We start from the raw sequence: 25,066 nt of genomic DNA, 5'->3' as shown, positions 1-25,066 counted from the left end.
GGGCAGGTTTTTCAAAGTCCGTTCATTTGATTGGACTAAACAGGCAGCAGTTTATTTTTCAACCACTACATTTTTGGTAACGGTTCCTTTTGAAGTAGTTACTTCAATAAAATACATCCCTGCAGCATGATTGCTTAGGTTAAGTGTCAATGTTCCCAGATCTGTTTGTGCAAATTGCACCAACTGACCGGCGGTGTTAAATACTTTTACATCGGCCATTCCCGGAACATTTTCGATGGTTACATTCACACTTCCTTGAGTCGGGTTGGGGAACACGGAGATGTTTGATTCTAAAGTAGGTTCGTCAATTCCAACTATACAATCACCACTACAATCAATATTACAACCGGCTAATACAATTACGGTTCTTGTTCTTTGTATGGCTGCATTTCCTGCCGCATCGCTTACATTATAGGTGATTGTATAAGTTCCGGAGCAGAGTGAGCAGAAGCCTCCTAAATTAACGATAACGTTGTTGGTGATGTTTCCATCCACATTGTCAAATGAAGTATAACCAACAGAAGCACCGCTAAGTGTTGCATTGGGTAAAGTGAAGTCAACAGTTGATTGACAGGGTACGGTAACAGTAGGAGGACCAAGCAGGTTAATCACGGGTGCCTGAGTATCAGCTACAACAACAACTCGTGTAACTACAGTAACGTTTCCTGCAGCATCGGTAATGGTATAGGTTAAGGTATAAGTACCTATTGTTTCCAAATCTACGGAACCTGTTACAACTACATTTTCAGTAATTAACCCATCCACATTGTCATAAGCCAGATAACCGGGATCTACAAATACACCACCTGCTTCAACTTCTGCGTTGAGGGTGCTTCCGCTTGGTACTTCATTGCCTGATTCATCATAAAGGATGATAACTGGTGCAGACAAGTCAGCTCCAATTACATTGACACTGCGGGTAACAGGTTCTGCAACGTTACCTGCAACATCAGAAACAGTATATTGAACCGTATAAGCACCGGCAACAGCAGTGTTTACCGGATTATCAGTTACGACTGTTACCGGGCAATCGAAAATATCAGAAGACTCATCCCAGGTAGCTACTCCCAAATCGTTATAGGTAGTACCCTGAACGACATCAACAGTCTGGAACAGGTCGAATAAAGAGTTGAGATATAAATCACCTGCGGCATCCAAATAAAACTCGGCAGGGTTACCTTCGACTAAAGGAGCATCAACATCATCAAATACAGTAACTAAAAACGGAGAACCGGCTGTATCTAAGAAATCTTCAGTTTGTACGTTGCCGTCAGAGTCGGGAGATATCAACTGAAGGGTGTAAGCATCGGTAGCAGGAATGTTGACATTGATTGTTCCACCAATAGTCATGTCGTTGGTTACTTCACCGTCAGGATAATCTATGGAGTGAGCTCGGAAACGGTTGAGGTTTAACTCACAGTTTTTAATGGCATTGGGAATGCTGAGATAGTGAATTTCGGGTGAGGTATTGACCTCAGGAGATGGATTGACGATGTCTCCAACAGGAACGCCGATATAAAATATACCGTTGTTGGTTACAGTTGGATGACCCTGATTATTTGCATTTTGTACGAAAGTACCGGTAAGCAGGTCGTTTTGCCAAACAATATGAACTTTATCATTTACCATACGTGCAATTGAAGGATAAACATCCTCTTCTGAGGGTGAATTGGTAACATTGTAGGGGCCTTGCCAGGTCATTCCGCCATCTGTGGATTTAATTAAGAAGATGTCCCGGTATTGGCGACGGGTATTGGGGGCAGGAACTTCATAAGCACCATCAACCATAGCAGAATATGCTAAGTATAAATTACCGGACGCATCAACACCGGCACTCGCATGGCTTACCAAACTTACACCATAGCTCTGAATTTCAACACCGGGTGCGGTATCACTCAGGTCAAGAGCAGTCGTGCCGTCCTGATCGTAATCCTGACGAACAGTTTCTCCGATTACTACCGGGGTTGTCATGTCTTCATTCCAATACATCAGACAAGAACTATTGGGCAAATAGAAGGGGCCGCCATCCTGATCTGCATCTTTATAATTAAACACGCGGTCAAACCATACATGCACTTTACCGCTTTCGTCAATAATGGTAGTAACTCCACCACCTGCTACTGCTACGGGGTCTAATACATCACCTACCACCGGGGTTGCCGGAATAAGGGGATTAGACGTGTTTTGAGCAATGATTTTTGTCCAGTTGTCGCCATTATCGGTTGATTTGTAAACTACCAAAGGGCTTGCATACTGACCTATAACGATGGCTACATTGCTTCCATTTACGTCAACAAAATAGCTGTCGGCACTGATATTGGTATAGCTTTCGTCTATTCCTGCGAGATCATTGGGACCTTCCCAGGTATCGCCTCCATCTAAAGAACGGAAGTAGAAGATTCCACCGGGAACTCCACTCGCCACACCTTCCTGACGGGAAATGACAGCATGAATGTTGTTGCCGTCAATTCCAACTCTTGGCCATACACCGGTTAAGTCGCCAAGTTCTGCGCCGAGAATACGGTTGGTCCAGGTAGATGACCCCGCATTTTTATAACAGAAATTCATACCCTGGTCAACGGTGTGAGTTATTGAAAAAATTCTGCCGGATGAGGTAACCCCAACATTGGGCCAACCGGTTCGAAGTGATCCTTCAATACGGGTGGTCGGAGCTGGATCCCAGGTAGTGCCATTGTCTGCTGAAACGTTATAGCCCGTACCACGGTCGGGTGCGGCTACGTCTCCACTTGTGCTTCGCGTCCATGTAGCATGTACTGTACCGCCTGCTTCAACGTAAACCCGGCGGCAAACGCCATAATTTGTTTGTAAGTCGTAGGTTGTGTTACCAATTTGCGTACCGACCGTGCTTCTTACACCGCTATAGTCAACAATTGAGGTTACAGGGCGTTGGTCGGTTTCGTTGCCTGTTATGATATTGGGTGTGTGCGTAGCATGTTTGATTGTTGCAGGGTTGCTGCTTGCTACGTTTCCGATGTTTGTTACAGGGGTTTGTGCCTGCACTGACAGAAACACCCCTCCCAGAACTGTTAAGAGTAAAGATCTGAACATAATGCTTTTACTTTTTTATGATGAATAAATGGAAATCTGAACACAATGTTTTTGAACGGCTTATTTTTTAATACCCTGTAAGTTTCTTTGAAAAAAACAAGGAATTTTAAATGGTTGCCGTTTTATCGGATAAAAATAGGAACAATTCTTCTAAAAAGGTCAATATAACGGAGTTTTTTACATAATTTTTGTTGTTTGATTGTTGATTTAAGGGCTTATAACAAAAAAAACCTGCCGGAATTTTAGCTCCTGCAGGTTTTTTCATAAATTTAGAAAATCCGTAGTGGAAAATCTTTACTTCTCTACAACCACGCTTTTGGTAATTGTGCCTTGTTGAGTGGTAATTTCAACAAAATACATGCCTGCTGCGTGTTTGCTGAGGTTGAGGCTCAGGGTGCCTGACTCTGTTTGTGCCACCTGAATCAACTGTCCGGCAGTATTGAATACTTTTACATCTGCCATTCCCGGTACGTTTGAAATGTTGATATTGATAGTACCTTGAGTTGGGTTAGGGAACACGGTGATGTTAGATTCAAGCGAAGGTTCATCTATACCCACTAAACAGTCACCACTACAATCAATATTACATCCTGCTAAAACAATAACAGTACGTGTTCTTTGAATGGCTGCATTTCCTGCAGCATCACTGACATTGTAAGTAATAGTATAAGTGCCTGAACACAGAGAACAGAAACCCCCAAGGTCAACTACAACTTCGGATGTAATGTTACCGTCAACATTGTCAAACGAGGTAAACCCTACAGAAGCACCGCTTAATGTTGCTGTGGGAGAGGTAAAATTCACATTTGACTGGCAAGGAACAGTTACTGTCGGAGGACCGAGCAGGTTAATCACCGGTGCCTGTGTGTCTGCTACAACTACAACACGGGTAACTACAGTTACATTTCCGGCAGCGTCTGTAATAGTATAGGTCAAAGTATAAGTGCCAATTGTTTCCAAATCAACGGAACCTGTAACTACCACGTTTTCGGTAATCAATCCGTCCACATTGTCATAAGCCAGATAACCGGGATCTACAAATATGCCACCGGCTTCAACTTCTGCGTTGAGAGTACTGCCGCTTGGTACTTCATTGCCTGATTCGTCGTAAAGAATGATGATGGGCGCAGAAAGGTCGGCTCCAATCACATTGACTAAACGAACAACAGGTTCAGCAGCATTGCCGGCAACGTCAGAAACGGTATATTGAACAGTATAAGCACCGGCAACAGCAGTGTTTACCGGATTATCGGTAACAACGGTTACTTCACATCCAAAAATATCGTCTGATTCATCAAAGGTTGCTACTCCCAAATCGTTGTAAGTTGTTCCCTGAACAACATCTAAGGTATCGAACAATTCGAACAGCGAATTTAAGTACAAATCACCTGCGGCATCCAAATAAAACTCGGCAGGGTTTCCTTCGACTAAAGGAGCATCAACATCATCAAAAACAGTTACCAAAACAGGTAAACCGGCAGTGTCAAGAAATTCTTCTACTTTGACGTTGCTGTCAGAGTCGGGTGATTGAAGTTCAAGCGTATAGAAATCGGTATTGGGAACTGTTACGTCAATGGTTCCACCGATTGTCATATCATTTGTAACATCACCATCGGGATAATCCAATGAATGAGTACGGAAACGGCCGAGGTTTAACTCACAGTTTTTAATGGCATTGGGAATGCTGAGATAGTGAATTTCCGGGAAAGTATTTACTTCAGGAGAGGGGTTTTGGATATCACCAACAGGTACTCCGATATAATAAATTCCGTTGTTTGATACAGTGGCATGCCCCTGATTTTGGTCATTTTGTACGAAAGTTCCGGTAAGCAGGTCGTTTTGCCAGATCAAATGCACTTTGTCGTTTACTCTTCTTCCTATTGAGGGATAAACATCTTCTTCGGCCGGAGAATTGGTAACGTTTAACGGGCCTTGCCAGGTCATTCCGCCATCAGTAGATTTGAGCAGGAAAATATCGCGGTACTGACGACGGGTGTTCGGAGCAGGGAGTTCATAAGCGCCGTCAATCATTGCTGAATAGGCTACATATAAGTTGCCGTCAGAGTCAATTCCTCCGCTGGGTTGTCCAACCAAACTGACACCATAGCTTTGTACTTCTACTTCGTCTGCTTCTGAAAGGGCAACGGAAGTAGTTTGATCCTGATCGTAGTCCTGACGAACGGTTTGACCCAAAACAACAGGAGCGGCCATGTCTTCATTCCAGTACATAATACAGGTACTGTTTGGCAGGTAGAATGGTCCGGTTACGTTACCGGCATCTAAATAGTTAAATACACGGTCAAACCAAACATGTACTTTACCGCTGCCATCAATAATGGAAGAAACTCCACCACCTGCTACTGCAACGGGTTCTAAAACATCGTCTATATCAGGAGTTGCAGGAATGAAAGGGTCGGAGACATTTTGAGCGATGATTTTTGTCCAGTTGTCGCCGTTATCGGTAGATTTATATACAACTAACGGGCTGGCATACTGACCGATAACGATGGCTACATTGCTTCCGTTTACGTCAACAAAATAGCTGTCGGCGCTGATATTGGTATAGCTTTCGTCAATACCGGCAATATCGTTGGGGCCTTCCCAGGTATCGCCTCCGTCCAAAGAACGGAAATAGAAAAGACCTCCGGGAATGCCGCTTGCTACTCCATCCTGACGTGAAATGACTGCATGAATACTGTTGCCGTCGTTTCCGACTCTCGGCCAAACTCCGGTCAGATCGCCAAGTTCTGCTCCAAGAATACGGTTGGTCCAGGTAGATGAACCTGCTTCTCTGTAACAGAAGTTCATGCCCTGATCAACAGTATGGGTAACAGAAAATACCCTGCCGCTTGCGGTAACCCCTACATTCGGCCACCCTGTACGGAGTGAACCTTCAATACGGGCAGTGGGAGAGGGACCCCAGGTAGCGCCATTGTCTGCTGAAACGTTATAGCCGGTACCCCGGTCAGGGGCAGCAACGTCTCCGCTGGTGCTTCTTGTCCAGGTGGCGTGAACGTTTCCACCTGCTTCGACAAATACACGGCGGCACATGCCATAGTTGGTCTGCAGGTCGTAGGTGGTGTTGCCAATTTGTGTGCCAACGGTACTACGAGCGCCGGTAAAGTCTAAAACTTCAGATGTGGCAGGGCGGCTGTCAGTTTCGTTGCCGGTAGTGGCATTTGAAGTATGAGTAGCATGTTTTACCACATAAGACCGGTTGTTTGCGGATTTAACTGTTTTGCCAACTTGTACCTGTGCCTGAAGGCTGAGGCATAAACCGGCCAGAACAGCAATAAGTAAAGTTCTGAACATAGTCTTTGTCATTTTCTTTTTGTTTATTTAAAATGTTTCGATGAATAAGTTAATATCTTTTACGCTTGTTCAAATGGGTTAGTATTAAAACAGTAACGAAAGAACGAGTAAAACCGTTGGCTAAAGGTTGAATTTTTTTATACAAATTCTTCGTTCAGTATCGCAACCGTCATTTACAAGTGGCCAACCTCCTATTTTTTCGTTTTGTTGGATTTGCCGTTGTTGCGTTGTTTTTGGATTTCCTGCTGAGCTTTCATCATTTCTTCCAAACGTTGCTGGAATTTTGATTGTTTGGCAGGTTTTTTCTTGTTCTCCTGAATTTGGGCATGAAGGGCAGCTTCGTCAATGAAAAACTTCTTGATGATAAATTGCTGGCCGTAGGTGATGATATTGGATAAGAAGAAATAATAGGTCAGACCGGCTGAAAAATTATTGAACAAAAACAACAACATCACCGGCATCACATACATCATGATTTTCATTTGCAACTCCATCTCTTTGCTGGTAGAGGGGGTCATTGAATTGTTCATGCGCATATATATAAAGGTACTTGCTGCCGAAAGGATGCAAAACAAACTGACATGGTCGCCGTAAAACGGAATTTTGAAAGGCAGATTTAGGATGGAGTCATAAGTGGATAAATCGGTTGCCCATAAAAAGCTTTCCTGCCTTAGCTCGATGGATGCCGGAAAGAAACGGTACATGGCTATAAGAATGGGCAACTGGAGCAACTGCGGCAAACAACCTCCCAACGGATTTACCCCTGCTCTTGAATAGAGTTTCATTTGCTCGGCCTGTAGTTTTTGCGGCTCTTTTCCGTATTTTTCCCTTAGTTCTTCAATTTCCGGTTTCAGCACATTCATTTTGGCAGCACTCATCGAAGAACGATATGTAAGCGGAAACAGGGCTAATTTGATGACAAAAGTGAGGATTAAAATGATCAGTCCGTAGTTGCCTAAAAACCGGTTAAAAAAGTGGAACATCGGAATGATAATCCATTTGTTTACCCAACCGAAAATGCCCCAACCTAAGGGCACCATAGTTTCTAATCCGGCATTTAACGATTTAAGCGTGCGGTAATGATTGGGTCCTAAAAACATTTGCATCGGAAACTCAAATTCCGGCGCTTGTTCGTATCCTATCCTTAAATGTGCGGTTGCTGTTTCGACGATAGTATCAGAGGCGGGTGCAGGCAGTTCAATGGAAAGTTCACCGGCTTTAAAACCCTTGGCTGCAATTAAGGTGGTGTTGAAAAACTGCTGTTTAAAGGCTATCCAGTCTAACGAAAAGGAAATGGCTTTCTTGTCGTTTGATGTTTCGGACAGATAGGTCGGCGAATCGGCGGTTTCTTTGTAATAGATACCGGTGGTATATTGTTCGTTTTCCAACGACTGTTCCTGCTTAATCAGCATAGTTTTCCAATCGAGTTCGAGGGCGGAATTGTTGGATAAATATTTATCAAATCCCGAAAGTTTAACGTTATAGTCTATCAGATAACTGTCTGGTTTTAGGGTATAGGACTGTTCGATATATGCCACCGAATCGGTGTGATATAACCGGAAAACAAGCTGCTCTGAATCTGATTTGACTAATTCGAACAAGTAATTTTGCGTGTTTTCTACGTTTCGGCTGAGGGGTATTTTAAAACTGAAATCGTTGGCTGCACCACTCAGCAGGGTGAGGGGTTTTTTTTCGTAGGTCTTATATTCTTTTAGCTCTGCCTCATAGATGCGCGCGCCTTTGTTGGTCAGCGTTAGTTTCAGCAACTCATTTTCGAGGGTATAAAACTGCTCTTTTGCTGTATTATTTCCCCTGAAATTTCCGGTTTCTAACTTTGCCGTATCTGTTTTTGCCGGGTTCGCCGGGTTTAAGGTGGCGGTATTAGTCTGCCCTGTTCCGGCTGTTGTGGTGGTGTCTTGTGTGGGGGTTTCAATGCCTGTTTCGGGTGCAGGGGCTGTCTTTTTAGCCGGCGGCGGGGGCATTAAAAGGCTGTACACAAAAAAAAGCAGGGCTATCAGCAACAAGCCCGTTACGGTATTTCTATCCATTTATATTGATGTTGAATAAGTCGTTATCTATGTTGAAAAATGTTTGAATGATTACTGTCCGGCAAAAGGAAGACTTGTTGGAATTTTCAGTTTACCGGTGAAATTTGGCAATGTTTTAGTTTGAGATTCTAAGGTTTTTGAGGGTTCAATGATTCGGGGCTGTATTTTAGAAGGGCGCAAATTTAGTCAATTATTGATTGTATTTATCTCGTGCCTGCGGAATACCTCGCTTTTTAACAAAAGTCTATGGACTGACTTTTTGTAAAATCCACGAAAAAAAACGGAGTTAAGATTTGTTTTTTAAAGCTTTATATTCGATGGCATTTTTAACAAAATCAACAAACAAAGGGTGAGGATTGAGGACGGTGCTTTGCAGTTCGGGGTGGAATTGTGTTCCGATAAACCAACGATGTCCGGGGATTTCCATAATTTCGACTAAGTTATTTTGGGGGTTAATGCCCGTAGCTTTCATTCCGGCAGCTTCAAACATGGATAAATATTCGTTGTTGAATTCATACCGGTGACGGTGTCGCTCGCTGATTTGTGTAACTCCGTAAATTGCCTGCGCTTTGCTGCCGGGTTGTAGGGTACACAGATAGGCACCTAAGCGCATCGTGCCGCCTTTTTGGGTAATGCCTTTCTGGGTTTCCATCAACGAAATAACCGGACAGGGGGTGGTTTCATTCATCTCGGTTGAATCGGCATCTTTCAGTTTAAGCACATTTTGTGCAAACTCGATGACCGCACACTGCATTCCGAGGCAAATGCCGAAGAAAGGCAAATCATTTTCCCTTGCATATTGAATGGCTTTGATTTTTCCGGCAATCCCCCGCTTGCCAAATCCGGGTGCCACCAAAATTCCGTCCAAATGCGACAACTTTTTGATAATTTCCCCCTCTTCGAGGTTTTCAGACGAAATGCTTTCGATGGTTACCTTACATTCATTGGCTGCTCCGGCATGAACAAACGACTCCTGAATGGACTTATAGGCATCCTGCAACTCTACGTATTTACCGATTAACCCAATGTTGACTTTTCTGATGGGGTTTTTCAGTTTGTTTAAAAAGTCTTTCCACCGTTCCATTTCAATTTTGCCATATTGGGGCAGCCTCAGTTTGTCGAGCGCAATCACGTCGAGATTTTCTTTCATCAGGTTGAGCGGCACATCGTAAATCGTTTCGGCATCAATGGCTCGATGACCGAGTTACTTTCAACATTGCAAAACAGGGCAATTTTGTTCCTGACTTCTTTGGAGATGTGCATTTCAGTGCGGCATATAATCACATCGGGCTGAATGCCGTAACTGAGCAGCTCTTTGACCGAATGTTGGGTGGGTTTGGTTTTGATTTCTTTGGCCACGCTGATATAAGGCAACAGCGTCAGGTGCATCACGATGCAATTGGTGCTGCCCAATTCCCATCGCAACTGCCGGACTGCCTCTACATAGGGCAGCGACTCGATGTCGCCCACCGTGCCGCCAAGTTCGGTAATGACCACATCATAATTTCCCGTATTGCCCAGCAGCAACATCCGCCGCTTGATTTCATCGGTAATATGCGGCACAACCTGCACCGTTTTTCCTAAATAATCGCCCCGTCTTTCGTTCTCAATCACCGTCAGGTAGATCCGGCCGGTTGTTACGTTGTTTGCCTGTGAGGTCGGAATGTTTAAAAAACGCTCGTAATGCCCAAGGTCGAGGTCAGTTTCAGCCCCGTCGTTGGTAACATAACATTCCCCATGCTCGTAGGGATTGAGCGTGCCGGGATCAACGTTCAGATAGGGGTCAAATTTTTGGATGGTTACCCGCAGCCCGCGCGCCTGTAACAACTGACCAAGTGAGGAAGCAATAATCCCCTTGCCAAGTGAGGAAACAACGCCGCCCGTTACAAATATATGTTTTGCCATCTGGTTTTGTCTGTTGTAATGGTACGGGGTGTAAAGGTAAAAAAATATTTTGAAGGTTAAGAAATTGTTGAGGATTTGGGAATTGGAAGAGGAGGTGAGGTAGGTTTTAAACCTGATGTTTAATGTAAAAACCCTGCCGGCGTTTGTAAAAACCGGCAGGGTAGGGGTAATGCAATTAATAGTACAAACAAAAGCGGTTATTCCTTGTTTTTTTCTTTGTATTATTCCAAAAGCGTCACTTTATAACTACCTGCCGCTTCGCTCGACAGGTTGAGCACATTAATAAAGATATGGGTTTCGTCGAACTCGCCAAGCATAGCGACAGTTATGTTTTGTTCGGTGCCGGCTGCTAAGGTAATGCCTGTTTCGGCGGGCACTTCAGTATCGGTTTGGCATAGCCCGAAACGCAAAGAGGTGCCGCCTGTATTTTCTAATTTATAAGCCGTTGTAGCGGTAAAACCTCCCGATAAGATCTTGATAACACTCGATGCAGGAACATTTCCGGTAAGCGGATTGCCCGAGGATGGAGCGCTTTCGCCCAAATAGCGTTGATATTTGCCGAAATTATCGGCTTCGCCCCAAATGATTTTTCCAGCCCGGCGAATGCGGCGCACGGTTGCCCAAATACTGTTGAGCGCTAAGATACGTGTTTCGGTGCCAACCGGACGGTCATCAATAAATAATTCCTGATCTAAATTAAACACCTGAATATTATCGGCCAAAGTCTTAATGCCGGCAATGCGGACATTGGTACAGCCGACAGCGTTGAGCGCAGCCTGATTTTCAACAGCCCTTTGATGCACCATATATAAAAACTGAATAAACTTGGCCTGTGAACGGCTTTGTTCTTCATAATCGTTATATCCAAACTGATTCCATTTTGCCTGATTGTTCGGAAATGCAAGCTCGATAAAATATTTCAAGGCCTGAAAACCGTTTCTGCCTTTTTTCATGGCATCTTCAACGGTTTGGGTTTTTTCTGCTTGTTGGTCAATCACCACATTGTCAACAGTCAGAAGTTGGGCTGCATCTATTGCAGCAAGAAAATTATCGGCAAAGGGGTCTTCCAAGGTTTCATCAAACGCAATCATCTCGTCATAGTCTTCTACAAAATGTCCGTGGGTTACTCGTGCCGCTTCAAGCATGTCGGCATCAGCGCCACCGAAATCCCGGGTTTTATCATTTGGTGTTGCCATAGTCGTAAATTTTTATGTTTAGTTATTGAAAATTGGTCTAAAATAGCTGTGGCCGTTTATAAGGGTGTTGTGGCCGTTTATAAGGGTGTCGTGGCCGTTTATAAGGGTGTCGTGGCCGTTTATAAGGGTGTCGTGGCCGTTTATAAGGGTGTTGTGGCCGTTTATAAGGGTGTGGTGGCGTTTATAAGGGTGTTGTGGCGTTTATAAGGGTGTTGTGGCCGTTTATAAGGGTGTTGTGGCCGTTTATAAGGGTATCGTGGCCGTTTATAAGGGTGTCGTGGCCGTTTCTAAGGGTATGGTGGCCGCCGAAACAGGGCTTAGAAGCGGCCACAGGGGGCTTAGAAGCGCCTGAAAGGGGTTTGGACATGAAAAAACGAGGATTAGAGGCGGAAAAAGAGGTCATATAATGGAATTAATGCTGCTTATATGTATCGGATAGGGGTATGTAACAGGCAAAGAGAGGGATAGTAATGCCATATTACTTTTTATTCACTTCGTTTTGAAGCTTAAAAATACAAATTATTTACCAATTCAAACTATTTTGAGTAAAATATTTGAGGAGGGGTGGATTTTTTTTTTGGAAAGAGGTAAACAAAAACCCGATAACCCGAATCGTCAGTAGGGATATCGGCATAGGCGGAAGTAGAGATGGGATGTAGAATAAGAAAGAAGATAATTTTACAAACAATAAACACTTCTAATTAGTTTGAAAAAGTTTATATTTGCATCGCAACTATTCACTCACAAAACTATTTACCCGATGAAACAGATTTTTGCATTGATGTTGTTTTTGGTTTGTACCCATCTATTGGCTCAAGACCAAATTGTTATGAAAAACGGCGACGAAATTAACGGCAAAGTAACGGAAGTGCTGGACGAAGATGTGAAGTATAAAAAAGCGGAAAATCCCGATGGGCCAACTTACAGCCTCAAAAAAGCCGATGTTTTGTTTATCAAGTATCAAAACGGCACAAAAGAAAACTTTGTAGCGCAACAGGAAAAGGAACAACAACAGGACAACACCCTTAGCCCAAGCAAAAACAAGGTGAGCAGGGTGGAAGCTCCTGCTAAAACAAAGGAGCGAAGAGAGATTGATAAATCTAAAGCATCATTGCCGCGCTTTATTATAGGGATGGGGAGTAACCTAGTGATGGGTTACCATATTATAGACGACAGTTTTGGCGGCGAGAACTTTACGATTACCGAATCTTTCGACCGAATGACGCTCTACTTTGAAGGGTACAACCGGCGGCGTACCTTTTCGTTTGAAGCGGGCACGTCTTTTAATTTCCAACCTGTCCACCTGTTGGGCTTCCATATTATGCCTATCGGATGGGTAGCCGGAAACAACTACGTTCAAGCCGGTTTGGGTCCCAAAATAGATTTCATTACCTATTTCGGTTTCTACAATGAATTTGTCAATACCTATACCCTCAATGCAATAGTGAATGTAAACCCTATTCCTAACCTCAATATCCGACTGACAAGCGGAGTCGGCGGCGGATTGTACCTATTTGATTACGACGACCCTTTAGGACTTGCACACTGGTCGTTTAATTTCTCTGTCGGAGGGCGATTTTAGTGTTTACAAAGGTGGGGAGTAAAAACGATATAACATTATTACAAAAATCTCAACAGATAGTAAAAAAAACGTTAGAAAACAGCACAAGAAATTAAAAAAAGATAACTTTGCAATAGTTTTTAGATATGTTTCTAACCAAATGACAACATTTGTATATTAATGCTTTTATTCACTAAGATAAAAAGTAGATAAACATTCCAAAATCAAGCAATACATTGAACATCTTTATTAAATTAAAATCAACAAAAAATGACTATGAAAAAAACAATTTACCTATTAACAATCGGTGTACTATTCGTATTAGTCTTAGACTCTTGTAAAAAAGAAGACCCTTGTGAAAATGTACCATGTTTAAATGGCGGGACATGTATTGATGGAGAATGCCTTTGCACCAATGGATATACCGGAGTAAACTGTCAAATAGCTCCGGATCCTTGCGCTGATATAACTTGTTTAAATGGAGGAACTTGTGCTAATGGTTTATGTGTCTGTACACAAGGATACACAGGCGCAAATTGCTCACAACAGGCTACTCCTTCTCAAATTCGTATTACCAATATTGAAGTAACAAGATTTCCTGCTACTGATGGGGGGGCAGGATGGGATTTAACGAGCGGACCTGATATTTTTATTACACTATACTTAGGTTCAACAATAGTATGGGACAGTCCTAATTATATTGAAAATGCAAATCCCAGTCTTAATTACCAATTCACACCAAATCCGGCAATCGTGTTAAGTAATCCTAACAGCCAATATACTATCTGGCTTTTTGACTATGATTTTCCTGACCCTGATGATCAAATGGGAGGGATAAACTTTACCCCTTACTGTAGTACTTGTGGGTTTCCTCCAAATTTAACTATTGATGGTGGAGGTAGCGTTGCATTTAGGTTATCACTAACATATATTTGGTAGCTAAGAGCATAACCTTTGAAACAGAAATAGAAAACAGGATATCTCTGTTTAGTTTATCCAATCGTGTTTTCAAACTAAAAAAAGATTGTTTCTTTGCTGTTGCCGGTGCTCCTATAGATAAAAGATTGTAGAACAATGACAAAAGGCTATATGTATATTTTAAAGTGTGGAAATGGGGCTTACTATACAGGGAGCACTAAAAATTTAGAATTGCGTCTTGCTCAACATAAAGCCGGAGAAGGAGCAAATTTTACAAGAAAACATTTGCCGGTAGAACTTGTATATTTCGAGGAATTTCAAAGAATTGATGAGGCATTTTTCAGGGAAAAACAATTGCAGGGAAAGGGAATCAGCTATAATAGTTGGTCAAGGTTGGGTCGTCTTCATAGGCGGCATTGATATGGCAAAGATGGTCGAGCATTTCGGCAAACAAGTCGAACAACTGTTGCAAGTGTTCGAGGTTTTTAATTACTCCTACCACTTTAAACTCCACCTCGTCCACATTTTTAGGGAATTTGCCGAAATATTCGGTAGAGGCGCGATGAACGGAAATTTTTAACTGAGGCTGCTGCTTCATCAGATAACGGATGCGCTCATTGGAAAAAAACTTCCAGATTTTGTAATGATCATTACCCTTGATAATAAAATCATAGTCAAAACTTTCGTCAGCTTCAATAACGATATCTTCCATGCCGAAAAACTTACCGACATCACTCAGAAAACTGCGGCGGTAAATGGTAAATTTGAAGCCGTCTTTGTTGATATAAGGTGCGCGAATTCTTGTATAAGTAACCGAAGAATTGCCGGTAGAAACTATATAAGTATCCAGAATAATAGTCCACTGCTTGTGTTTAACCACCACCGCATCGCGGGTAAACAACCCCCCTTTAATGAACTCCCCTCCAATTTCTTCGCTTAATTGCATCCATATTTCCCGCTTGCTGGGGCCGAAAAGTTTTCTTAAAAAAATCATATCGTAGAAGTTAAAAAGGGAAATTAATTTGTAAGTTCTGAACCCGGATTTCGGTAATTCAGACAAAAGTAAGGGAATAAATGACTTGTAAAAGTATAAATCTAAAATTAGTATTTATATTTGGCGCAAAAAAAGCAAACGATGGAAATCAGACAAAACCTGAGATATACGCACGACCACGAATGGGTAAGATCGGATGAAACAGGAGTGTATGCCGGCATCACCGATTTTGCACAGGGAGAACTTGGCGATATAGTATATATAGATATAGAAACAGTGGGTCAGCATTTGGTACAAGGAGAGCCTTTCGGCTCGGTCGAGGCGGTTAAAACCGTATCTGAACTGTTTATGCCGGTGAGCGGAGTGATATTGGAGGTCAACGAAGCCCTTGTCTCCCAACCCGAGTTGGTCAACGCCGAGCCTTATGAGAAAGGTTGGATGGTTAAAATTTTACCCGACAATACAGACGATATCAACGGGCTATTGTCGGCTGAAGAATATGCACAAGTAATCGGATAAATACTTTGAGCACAAATTCTGTTAACTATCAGCAGCAAAATTGTGGACTTTAAAAAAATATTAGCAGGATTATGGGCTGTCCTGATTTTAGCCCTCTCTGCGCTAACCCCTCCTTCCGTAGCCGACTTCAGGATACCTTATATAGACAAGGTGGCACATTTTACGATGTACTTCATCCTTACCCTTTTGTTATACTTAGCCTTTAAACCGGGTAAGGACATTCATGTTGGCAGGATAATTTCCATTCCTTTGATTTCGTTTTTATACGGATTGCTGATGGAGTTCGCCCAAAAAAAATTTTTTTCAGGCAGAAGTTTTGAAATAAATGATATTGTTGCTAATCTTACGGGCATTTTGTTTGCCGTTGCCGTGTTCGGCTTATTCCGGTTAAAAAACTATAAAATATAGCGTATGAGTCCTTATTGGTTTCTTCTAATCCTTTTTGGCTTACCTGCATTATCATGGCTTGCATTTACCCTGTTTTTTAACAGGAAAAGCACCGATGATGTCATGAAAGCCAACGAATCAAACAAAGATCAGGTCTTTATGACCAAATATCCCGATGTAGATGTCTTCAATTTCAGCAATACTTATACCCTCATCGGATTGCTCGTTTCCCTGAGTTTTGTGCTTTTTGCATTTACCTGGTACGACAGAGGTGAAAGAAACTTGAAAGACCTCGGTGATGTTTTGATTATGGACGAAATAGAGCAGCTTCCTCCACAAACCACACAGGCACCGCCTCCACCTCCACCGCCGCCGCCGCCGCCGCAAATTGAAATTGTTTCGGACGAGGAAATTGTGGAAGACGAGCCACCAATCTTTCAAAAAGAAGTGGAAGAAGAGACCGTAGTTGAAAAAGCAGAGATAGTTGTCGAAGAAATAAAAGCACCCGAAATCAAAGCTCCCCCTCCGCCAAAAGAGCCCGAAGAGCCTGAGATTTTTACCATAGTGGAAGAAATGCCGGAATTTCCGGGAGGGCAAGCCGCCCTGTTTAAGTTTTTGGCCGAAAAAACAAAATATCCGCCAATGGCTCGCGAAAATGGAATCGAAGGAACCGTTTATGTCGGATTTGTAGTACTCGAAGACGGTTCAATTTCTAATGTTCAGGTCAAAAGAGGATTGCCGGGTGGTGGTGCAGGATGCGACGAGGAAGCCATCAGAGTTGTTCAGACTATGCCAAAATGGAAACCCGGAAAACAAAGGGGGAAAGCGGTAAAAGTAGCCTATACTTTGCCCTTTAAATTTAAGTTGGAGTGATTTGGATGACGGTTCATCAACCATCATACATATATGTTTGTTAGTAAAAAAGGCTGTACCCAATCCGTACAGCCTTTTTCTTTGAATATGCTTTCAATTTCCTGCAACTTCCTTCGTTTAATGTCTGTTTCATAACTCAAAGTTAAGCCATGTTCCGATTTATCTTTCTAAGTCTGATTTTGTTAGTTTCCTTCAGTTTGATTGCTCAACAGCAAGACCCTCTTTTAGATGTGCGTCTGGGGCAGCAATATATAAGACAGGGTGAATACGAAAAAGCGGCTACAATTTTTGAAAAACTATATGAAAAACAACCTCAAAGTTCCGCATACTACCGGCAGTATTATCAGGCATTGCTGGCAATTAAAGACTTTGTACGTGCAGAGGAATTGGTAAAAAAACAACTCAAACAAGACAAAAACGACCCGTCATTATACGTGGACTTAGGGCTATTGTTAAAAAATCAAAACAAAATTGAAGAGGGGGAAGCCGAATTTGAAAAAGCCCTTAAAATTGCCAAAGAAAACTATATCAATACTTTAGCCGCTACATTTATTTCTTCGGGAGAATACAATTATGCCATCAAAGCATATACAAAAGCCAGGGAACTGACCAAAAACGACAAACTTCACGCAAGAGAGATTGCTCAGCAGTATATGCAGCTCGGAGAATCTAAAAATGCCATTTCTGCTTATTTAGACTACGCCTCTCTTCAACCCGGGCATATACAGATAATTTTTAACGAACTTATCCGGTTTACCAACAAAGAAGAAGATATCGAAGAGCTTCAACGCCAGCTTTATGGAAGAATACAAGCCAACAACGAAGAATTGGTATTTACCGAAATTTTGATTTGGGCATTTTATCAGCAAAAAGATTTCGAACAAGCATTTATTCAGGTAAAAGCTTTGGACAAAAGGTTGAACGAAGACGGACGCAGAGTACTGGAACTCGCGCGAAAAGCACGTACTGAAAAACAATATGACATAGCACTCAGCGCTTATGAATATGTGATTGCAAAAGGAGAAACCAATCCGCACTACCTGCGAACGCGCGAAGAAATCTTAAACTGCCGCAACGAAAAAATTGTACAAACCGATTACTCTACGGAAGATTTAAAAGGTTTGGAAACCGATTATCTCGAATTTTTGCGTGTGTTTGGTAAAAACTCAAATACCATATCTGCAATCCGCGATTTAGCAGCCCTTTATGCATATTATCTGAATGAAACAAATCCTGCCATCACCCTTTTAGAGGAAGCACTTAAAATTCCGGCAATCAGCACCTACAATCGTGCCCTGACCAAACTCGATTTGGGAGATTATTACCTGATGGCCGGTGAAATCTGGGAAGCAACCCTTTTCTATTCTCAGGTGGACAAAGATTTTAAAGAAGACATTCTTGGAGAAGAAGCGCGTTACAAAAACGCAAAACTATCTTATTTTAATGGAGATTTTGAATGGGCACAGGCGCAGTTAAATGTACTGAAAGCCTCAACATCCGAGTTAATCGCCAATGATGCCTTAAAATTATCCGTCTTTATCACCGACAATCTCGGTCTCGACACTTCGGCCGTTCCGATGCAAATGTATGCCCGTGCTGAGTTATTGATTTTACAAAACAAAAGAACGGCAGCTATTGCCACCTTAGATTCAGTTAACAAAGAATATCCGGCACATGCCCTGAACGACGACATTTTGTTTGCCCGCGCACAATTGTCAAAACAGCAAAGAAAATATACCGAAGCAGCTCAGTACCTGAATGAAGTATTAGACAGCTACGGAACCGATATTTTGGCCGATGATGCCCTGTTTCAGTTGGCAGAACTAAACGAAAACCAATTTGGCAATAAAGAAAAGGCCATGGAGCACTATCAAAACCTGCTGATAAACTACCCGGGAAGCCTCTATGTAGTGGAAGCACGTAAAAGATACCGCAAATTGAGAGGGGATTTGGTCAATTAACCGCACTTCTTTTAAGCTTTTAATCGCGCTTTTATTTTCCTGCTTATCTTTGCTAAAGACAATTCCGGTAAAAGGTTTTTGCACTTTATCAAAGATTACAGCACTATGCCCAGACTTTTACACCAATATCTGACTTTCCTTTTCCTGTTGTTTTCTTATTCTGCCGTAATACAGGCGCAATACGACTTGTTGAGTAATAATGGTGAAACGGTCATTGACTGCGAAGGAGATGTGGAAGATGGAGGTATTGGCGGGAACAATCCGGGAGATTATGGTCTGAATGAAAATCAGACTTTTACAGTCTGTATTCCCAATGCCGTGCAAATCACCATCTCTGTAAACTCATTCAGCACAGAAGCCACCCATGATTCACTGACAATCTATGCGGGGAATGATCTGAGCGGAACTATGCTGATGACATTAAATGGAGATCAGTCTCCCACTTCCATCACTATTCCCGGTCAGGCAGCAGGCGGAATTTCCTGTTTCACCTTCCATTTTTACTCCGATTTGGCGGTTACCCGACCGGGATTCAATATCAGTTGGGATGCAACGCTTCAACAACCTCCTCCTATTCCGCCTTTTACCATTAACGATGTGCCCTGTCTGGAAGAATCCTTCCTCATAAACTTACCTGCACCAATCCTTTGCAGTGCTGTAACAGCAGGAAGTTTTACCATCAGCGGCAGTAATGCTCCCGCTGTTTCAAATGCAATTCCTCAGAACTGTATAAACGGGCAAACCACTTCCATCTTAATTGAACTCGCAAACCCAATTACTTCAGGCGGGGTCTATGGTCTGTTTTTTTTCTATTCTTATACAGATATTTGCGATGATGTATGGAATTTTAACGCAGTAGCTAATTTTACCGTTACAAATTGTCCGTTAGAAGTCTTGTTACCCGAAGAATATATCAACTGCGGCAGTTGTTCTTTTCTCAGCCCGATTGTTACGGGGGGAAACGGAGTGTATAACTACACATGGTCTCCTCCTTTACTGGAAGGTGCAAATGTAGCACAGGGAAATGCTTGCCCGCCGGTTTCTACGACCTATTTTCTAACCGTAACGGACGGGTTAGGGCAAAGTGTAACAGTAAGTACTTATATTGAAGTTTGTCCTTTTACGGCTTTTTTGCCGGATGCAAGTTTTTGTGAAGGTAATTGTTTAAATCTAAGCACAATTACAACCGGAGGTTATCCGCCATATACATACCAATGGCAGGCTTCAGACCCCACAGCAGTTACCAATATTTTCAGCAACGCAGCAACAAACTCGGTCTGTGCCGTTTCTAATACAACATTGAATGTAACGGTTACCGATGCTACCGGAAACACTGCAACAGCTTCGGCAAACCTAACCGTATGCCCCTTTACAGCTACGGTCAGTACATCTGGTTTGTACTGTGGTGCGCCTTTGCCCATTAATGCCAACCCCTCCGGAGGAAGCGGACAATACAATTATCTTTGGAATCCCGCACTCATAGAAGGTGCAAACGTACAAGGGGGGACTGTTCAGATAACAGCCCCAACTCTTTACAGTGTAACGGTAACTGATGCTGTTACCGGACAATCAATTGAAATCACCGATATTTTGATTGACCTATGCCCCTTGACAGCTTCAATAGCCGGACCGGACTTAGTTTGTAATGAAACAGCAGACATCAGCGCAATTGTTACCGGACCATCCAATGATTATAGCTATCAGTGGTCTCCGGCCTTAAACGAAGGGGCTAATGTAGCTTCAGGAACAATTACGATAACACAACCCACTAACTATTCGTTAACAGTAACCGATAATTTTACCGGAGTACAGGTTTTCGCCTCTTGGTTTGTTGATGTTTGCCCTTTACAGGCCTTCGTAGCCGTAGCCGTTTATGCTTGTGATTCCCTGACAGATGTCAACTTTTGTATTCCGGTAACTGCAATTGCTCAGGGTGGAGATGGTAATTATACCGTTCAGTGGCAAGCACCGTTTGACACTTTGCAAGGCTTTGGCCCTCATTTTATTTGTATAACAGATACTATTATGCCGATAGCTGCCATCATTTCCGATGGCACAGGGACAAGTATCACGGCTACAGGGTGGTTGCAAAACTGCCCGTTTGTTGTAGTTTTAGATACGCCTAACAGTGTTTGTGAAGACACCGGCTATTGTGCCGAAATAGAAGCAACTGCTTATGGGGGTACTTTTGAGTATGAATACAATTGGGCTCCTCCCTATGACTACCTCGTTGGAGAAGGCCCGCACACCATTTGTTTCAGTGCAAATACTCCTTCTCCTGTCGTCATTTCGCTGCAAATTCAAAGCGGCAATCAGATTTATTTAGTAGAACGGGAAATTGCAATTTGTCCATTCTATGTCAGCCTGAGTATAGATAGTTTGTTATGTCCCGGGCAGTCAGACACGCTTAATTTGGATATAGGCGGAGGCGTATCGCCTTATACGTTAAATTGGTCAGTCAACGGGGGAGGTAATCCTTTTGGCATAGATACCCAATTGCCTTACGATCCTTATATTGTAACAGCCCCGGCTACAGCCACTTCTTATACGATTGAGTATGTGGCAATTTTGACCGATGCTACAGGTGCAACACGCTATGATACAGCAGTTGTGGTGTTTAATCCGGCTCCTCTTTTGCCGGATACAATTGTGGAAGTATGTCAGTCAGAAGGCTTAACCATGCCCCTTTTACCGGATTCCGGCTTTTGGGAAGGAGATAATCTTTCCGGAAATCTTTTCTCTGTCTCCGATGCCGGCACTTTTGAATTGACATATTTTGAAAACGAATGTTCAACCACAACAACTGCCATTGTTCACCCGACTCCTGTATTTACAGATATTTATGCAACCTGTGAAGGCGGAGCGCCATTTATGGTAGATCCCCCACCAATGTCAGGTCAATGGTCTGATACCGGAGGGTTTATTACTCCCGCAGGCTTATTTACTCCCGGAGCCGGAGGAGTTTATTCTTTAACTTTCACCACAGATAATGGATGCGCAGGACAAACCTCTGTAAACGTACAGGCAATTAACCTAAATGTTAGTGCCACAGTAGTTTGCGCTACTGATATAGAATTGTTTGCATCGCCTTCCGGTGGATGGTGGACCGGTAGCTCAGCTATTTTTACAAATGCCGGAAATACTTTTTTCTCTCCGACCGATGCCGGTGCTGGAAACTATACCCTACAATACAATTTACCCGGAAACTGTGCAGAGCAAATTAATGTATCTGTCGTAGATGTTGATGTACAGGACTATCTGCAAGTCTGTCCTTTTGCTGCCCCAATCATCAGTTTACCAGGCATAGGACTGCCTCCCGGCGGAATTTGGTCCTCAAACAGTTTGCCTTCCGGACTTACTAACCCTGTTACCGGTACTTTTAACCCGACTATTCAGGGTGGAAATGATTTTTCCGAAGTCCTGACCTATACTTTTGACGGATGTTCCGATCAGTTAACTTTAGATGTAAACAATACGGTAATCAGCAACAATTCTTTAGGTATTTGTCACAATGCCGATTCAATCAATATCAGCAATTTAGCATCACCACCCGGAGGCTTTTGGTCAGGTAGTGGTATTGTCGGCTCCGGAACTCCTGCTTATTTCAATCCTTCTTCGGTTTTGCCCGGAACCTATCAGCTTTCCTATTCGGTCAACGGTTGCAGCAGTTTGATGATTATGACCGTTCATCCGATTGATGCCGGTGGTGATCTAATCCGCTGTGTTACAGATGCTTTCTTTGTAATTCCAAACTTCTCACCACCAAATCCACCCGGAGGATTATGGACAGGAACCGGAATTTTGCCCGGTGCTGAAACCATCGGCATTTTTGACCCATTGCTTGCCAATCCCGTAAACAACATCATTTATCAATCACCATCAGGTTGTACAGATACCCTTATCGTTTTTGTCAATTCTGTTGAACCGGTTACTATACAGACCTTTGGAACGTTTGTCTGTTATAATAATATTGATTTGCCTCTGAATGCAACCCCTTTCGGAGGCACATTTACTGGAATAGGAATAACCGGAAATGCTACAGACGGATATACTTTTAATCCTGTTGATGCTGGTCCCGGACCTGTTTTGTTGACTTATCAATATGACAATGGTTGTAGTAATCTGGCCTTTTATGCTTTTAATGTTGGCGATTCCATCACGATCAGCACCCCCCCTGATACATTGATTTGTAAAGGATATTCCCTTCCTGTTTCTGCATTTGCATCGGGAGGTGCCCATCAGAGTTATACCTATAACTGGGACAATAGCTTAGGTTTTGGGCAGATACATGCCGTCAGCCCAAATCAGACTACCTTATACACCGTAACTGTTACAGACGGATGTACCATACCGGCTACTGCAGATATTATGGTAAGTGTCGCTGATTCAATCAGCTATACTTACACAACCAATCAGCCCGTTTGTTACGGACAGGAGGGATTTATTGATTTAAATCTTCCGGATGATGCAGAATACATCGTTAACTGGCAACATACTTCTCAAAATTCTACCTATATAAGCGGTACAGCGGGAACTTATTATGCTGTAATTACCAATTCAGAAACAGGTTGTCATACTGATGTGGTAATTGATATGCCTAATTATCCATTGGTCTATGCAGGCTTTGAAACTAACGAAAATCAGGCAGGATGTGTAAAATCTTTACAATTGTATTTCACAGATTTTAGTTTAGGCGGGACATCAGGTTATTGGGATTTTGGAGATGGCTCAACCGCAGAATATTTCTATGGAGAAATAGTACAACATTATTATGAATTGCCGGGAACCTATACGGTAACGCTTTACCTGGAAAACGAAGGTAATTGTAATGCAGTTATAAGCAGGAACATCTGCATTGAATTGAGCAATGATTTTGTGTTGCCCAATGCTTTTTCACCAAATCAGGATGGCAGAAACGATGTTTTCAGACCGGTAACTATCGGAATGGAAACCTTCGAAATGCAGATATTTAACAGATGGGGAGAACAGGTTTTTAGTACTCAGTCACAGTCCGAAGGATGGAACGGAACTTTTAACAACAAAGACTGTGAATTAGGTGTGTATGTTTGGCATCTTAAATACAAAATGCTCAACAGCCCCCAAGAGTATTATCTTAAAGGTAATGTAACCTTAATCAGATAGATTTAGAAGAATTTTGCCAACGAAAACTGATAGTCGGAATTAACCTTTTTGAACTTTAAAACCGGTTGCTTGTAGCCATTTGGTGATAAAGGTTTCATTTTCGGTCAGCTTTCCAACATAGTAATTTTTAGAAGACGTGAATGCTGTAGAATATTGGGGGTCTTCTGAAACAACAGTTTGGCTTCCTGCCCAATTAGAATGGATAAAGTGAACTCCCCATTCGTCATATTTTACAAAGCCAACATGATTATCTAAGCCTAAAACATAAAGGCCATACCCCATATTTCTAATCCCTTCAATCGCTTGGCTTTTAACTGCATAGTGGTAATAGTCATTCATGCAAAGGCTTCTGACGATATCAATCGGCCATTGTTGAGCTAAACTATATCGGTTCACGTTAACTCCTAAATGGTTCAATGTGGTCGAAACTAAATATCCACATGCAATTTGTCCTCTTCCCGGAATATCAGTATGTCCGTCAAAATCCCAAGGGGTGCCATACCAAAATGGCATGATATGGTTCAGAAAAGCATCCGAAAAAAGGTTAGATGCGTCCTGAATAATAGCGTGCTTTTCAGACGGTGATTTGCTTCTGTCCAAAGCGTCCGACAAAAATTGTTTGTGTTTTTTAATGTCGCTCAAAACAGTTTTGTAGCTGCCTTTTTTAATATCAGGCTTATAACCGTTGTAGCTTTCGTAAGAATCTGCAACAGGAACCAAATTTATGGCATATCTGATGGCATCATCAGCAACAACAACTCCTGCAGAATTTACTGTTTTTCTGCTGGAACCGGCGCGGTAACTGATTTCTTCTTCTGATTGACTGTTGGCAGAATTGGCCTGAACCCACTCAGCGCTTTCGTCAGCAACAGTAGTAGGAAAAGCCTTGTTTCTTTTAGATTTACCTTTGACAGAAAGTTTTCGGTCTTCTTTAAATTCTGGTGTATTGATTTGTCCGTTTTGTGCCTCCGAATTATTATCAGAAATCAACTCATCTTCCGGTTGAGGTGCAGGGTCAGATAAACATCCGCCACTGTCTTTAGCATAACAAATTCGGTAGCTGGATATATCTACGTATTCTGTGAAACTGTTTAACCCCTTAAGGGGTATCAACATCAACAATACACCCAATAGTTTGGGGAATTTAGTCATAAACTGGTATTTAACCGTTTAGTTACTTA

General features: G+C 42.5%; 14 protein-coding genes and 1 pseudogene. 8 read left to right on the top strand and 7 right to left on the bottom strand.

All coding sequences use genetic code 11. The features are described from left to right. Window positions 1-51 precede the first annotated feature (51 nt). The 5 genes and pseudogenes from IPM47_16610 to IPM47_16590 form a co-directional block, all read right to left on the bottom strand. Window positions 52-3,069 carry a DUF5011 domain-containing protein gene (locus tag IPM47_16610; protein QQS28461.1) on the bottom strand — a complete coding sequence of 1,006 codons (3,018 nt, stop codon included), beginning with the start codon at window positions 3,067-3,069 and terminating at the stop codon, window positions 52-54. Between the two features lie 294 nt (window positions 3,070-3,363). After that, complete coding sequence (locus IPM47_16605) at window positions 3,364-6,393, bottom strand: DUF5011 domain-containing protein (protein ID QQS28460.1); 3,030 nt, start codon at window positions 6,391-6,393, stop codon at window positions 3,364-3,366. 179 nt (window positions 6,394-6,572) lie between these two features. Next, window positions 6,573-8,429 carry a membrane protein insertase YidC gene (gene yidC, locus IPM47_16600; protein ID QQS28459.1) on the bottom strand — a complete coding sequence of 619 codons (1,857 nt, stop codon included), beginning with the start codon at window positions 8,427-8,429 and terminating at the stop codon, window positions 6,573-6,575. A 286-nt stretch (window positions 8,430-8,715) separates the two neighbouring features. Beyond that, a pseudogene (locus tag IPM47_16595) lies at window positions 8,716-10,334 on the bottom strand (CTP synthase). 221 nt (window positions 10,335-10,555) lie between these two features. Further along, the gene (locus IPM47_16590) at window positions 10,556-11,530 is read right to left on the bottom strand and encodes a hypothetical protein (protein QQS28458.1); all 975 of its coding nucleotides are present in this window, start codon (window positions 11,528-11,530) and stop codon (window positions 10,556-10,558) included. Window positions 11,531-12,290: 760 nt separating this feature from the next. Between IPM47_16590 and IPM47_16585 the strand changes: the two genes are divergently transcribed. The 3 genes from IPM47_16585 to IPM47_16575 all read left to right on the top strand — a co-directional run bounded on the left by IPM47_16585 (window position 12,291) and on the right by IPM47_16575 (window position 14,429). Then, window positions 12,291-13,112 (top strand): hypothetical protein, encoded by an 822-nt coding sequence (locus tag IPM47_16585; GenBank protein QQS28457.1) that lies wholly within the window; start codon window positions 12,291-12,293, stop codon window positions 13,110-13,112. Between the two features lie 255 nt (window positions 13,113-13,367). Then, entirely contained in the window at window positions 13,368-14,030 is a 663-nt protein-coding gene (locus IPM47_16580) for a calcium-binding EGF-like domain-containing protein (GenBank protein ID QQS28456.1), read from the top strand. Between the two features lie 135 nt (window positions 14,031-14,165). Next, window positions 14,166-14,429: a GIY-YIG nuclease family protein gene (locus tag IPM47_16575; GenBank protein ID QQS28455.1), complete on the top strand. Its 264-nt coding sequence runs from the start codon at window positions 14,166-14,168 to the stop codon at window positions 14,427-14,429. On the opposite strand, the gene IPM47_16570 is transcribed toward IPM47_16575, so the two are convergent. Beyond that, on the bottom strand, window positions 14,380-15,003 hold the full coding sequence (locus IPM47_16570; protein ID QQS28454.1) for a DUF3137 domain-containing protein: 624 nt from the start codon (window positions 15,001-15,003) through the stop codon (window positions 14,380-14,382). The genes IPM47_16575 and IPM47_16570 overlap by 50 nt on opposite strands. A gap of 141 nt (window positions 15,004-15,144) precedes the next feature. Between IPM47_16570 and gcvH the strand changes: the two genes are divergently transcribed. The 5 genes from gcvH (at window position 15,145) to IPM47_16545 (ending at window position 23,885) form a co-directional block, all read left to right on the top strand. Beyond that, complete coding sequence (gene gcvH / locus IPM47_16565; GenBank protein ID QQS28453.1) at window positions 15,145-15,522, top strand: glycine cleavage system protein GcvH; 378 nt, start codon at window positions 15,145-15,147, stop codon at window positions 15,520-15,522. A gap of 42 nt (window positions 15,523-15,564) precedes the next feature. Continuing rightward, entirely contained in the window at window positions 15,565-15,930 is a 366-nt protein-coding gene (gene vanZ, locus IPM47_16560; GenBank protein QQS28452.1) for a VanZ family protein, read from the top strand. Between the two features lie 138 nt (window positions 15,931-16,068). Then, window positions 16,069-16,782, top strand: a complete 714-nt coding sequence (locus IPM47_16555) for an energy transducer TonB (protein ID QQS31509.1) — start codon at window positions 16,069-16,071, stop codon at window positions 16,780-16,782. Between the two features lie 149 nt (window positions 16,783-16,931). Beyond that, window positions 16,932-18,743: a tetratricopeptide repeat protein gene (locus IPM47_16550; protein ID QQS28451.1), complete on the top strand. Its 1,812-nt coding sequence runs from the start codon at window positions 16,932-16,934 to the stop codon at window positions 18,741-18,743. A 105-nt stretch (window positions 18,744-18,848) separates the two neighbouring features. After that, window positions 18,849-23,885: a gliding motility-associated C-terminal domain-containing protein gene (locus IPM47_16545; protein ID QQS28450.1), complete on the top strand. Its 5,037-nt coding sequence runs from the start codon at window positions 18,849-18,851 to the stop codon at window positions 23,883-23,885. Window positions 23,886-23,924: 39 nt separating this feature from the next. On the opposite strand, the gene IPM47_16540 is transcribed toward IPM47_16545, so the two are convergent. Continuing rightward, the gene (locus IPM47_16540; GenBank protein QQS28449.1) at window positions 23,925-25,037 is read right to left on the bottom strand and encodes a hypothetical protein; all 1,113 of its coding nucleotides are present in this window, start codon (window positions 25,035-25,037) and stop codon (window positions 23,925-23,927) included. Window positions 25,038-25,066: the final 29 nt, after the last annotated feature.

It is taken from the genome of Sphingobacteriales bacterium, assembly GCA_016700115.1.
In the GTDB taxonomy this organism is placed as follows: Bacteria; Bacteroidota; Bacteroidia; order Chitinophagales; family UBA2359; genus UBA2359.
Note: the sequence above shows the minus strand (reverse complement) of the source record. Positions and strands in the feature narration are given on the sequence as shown.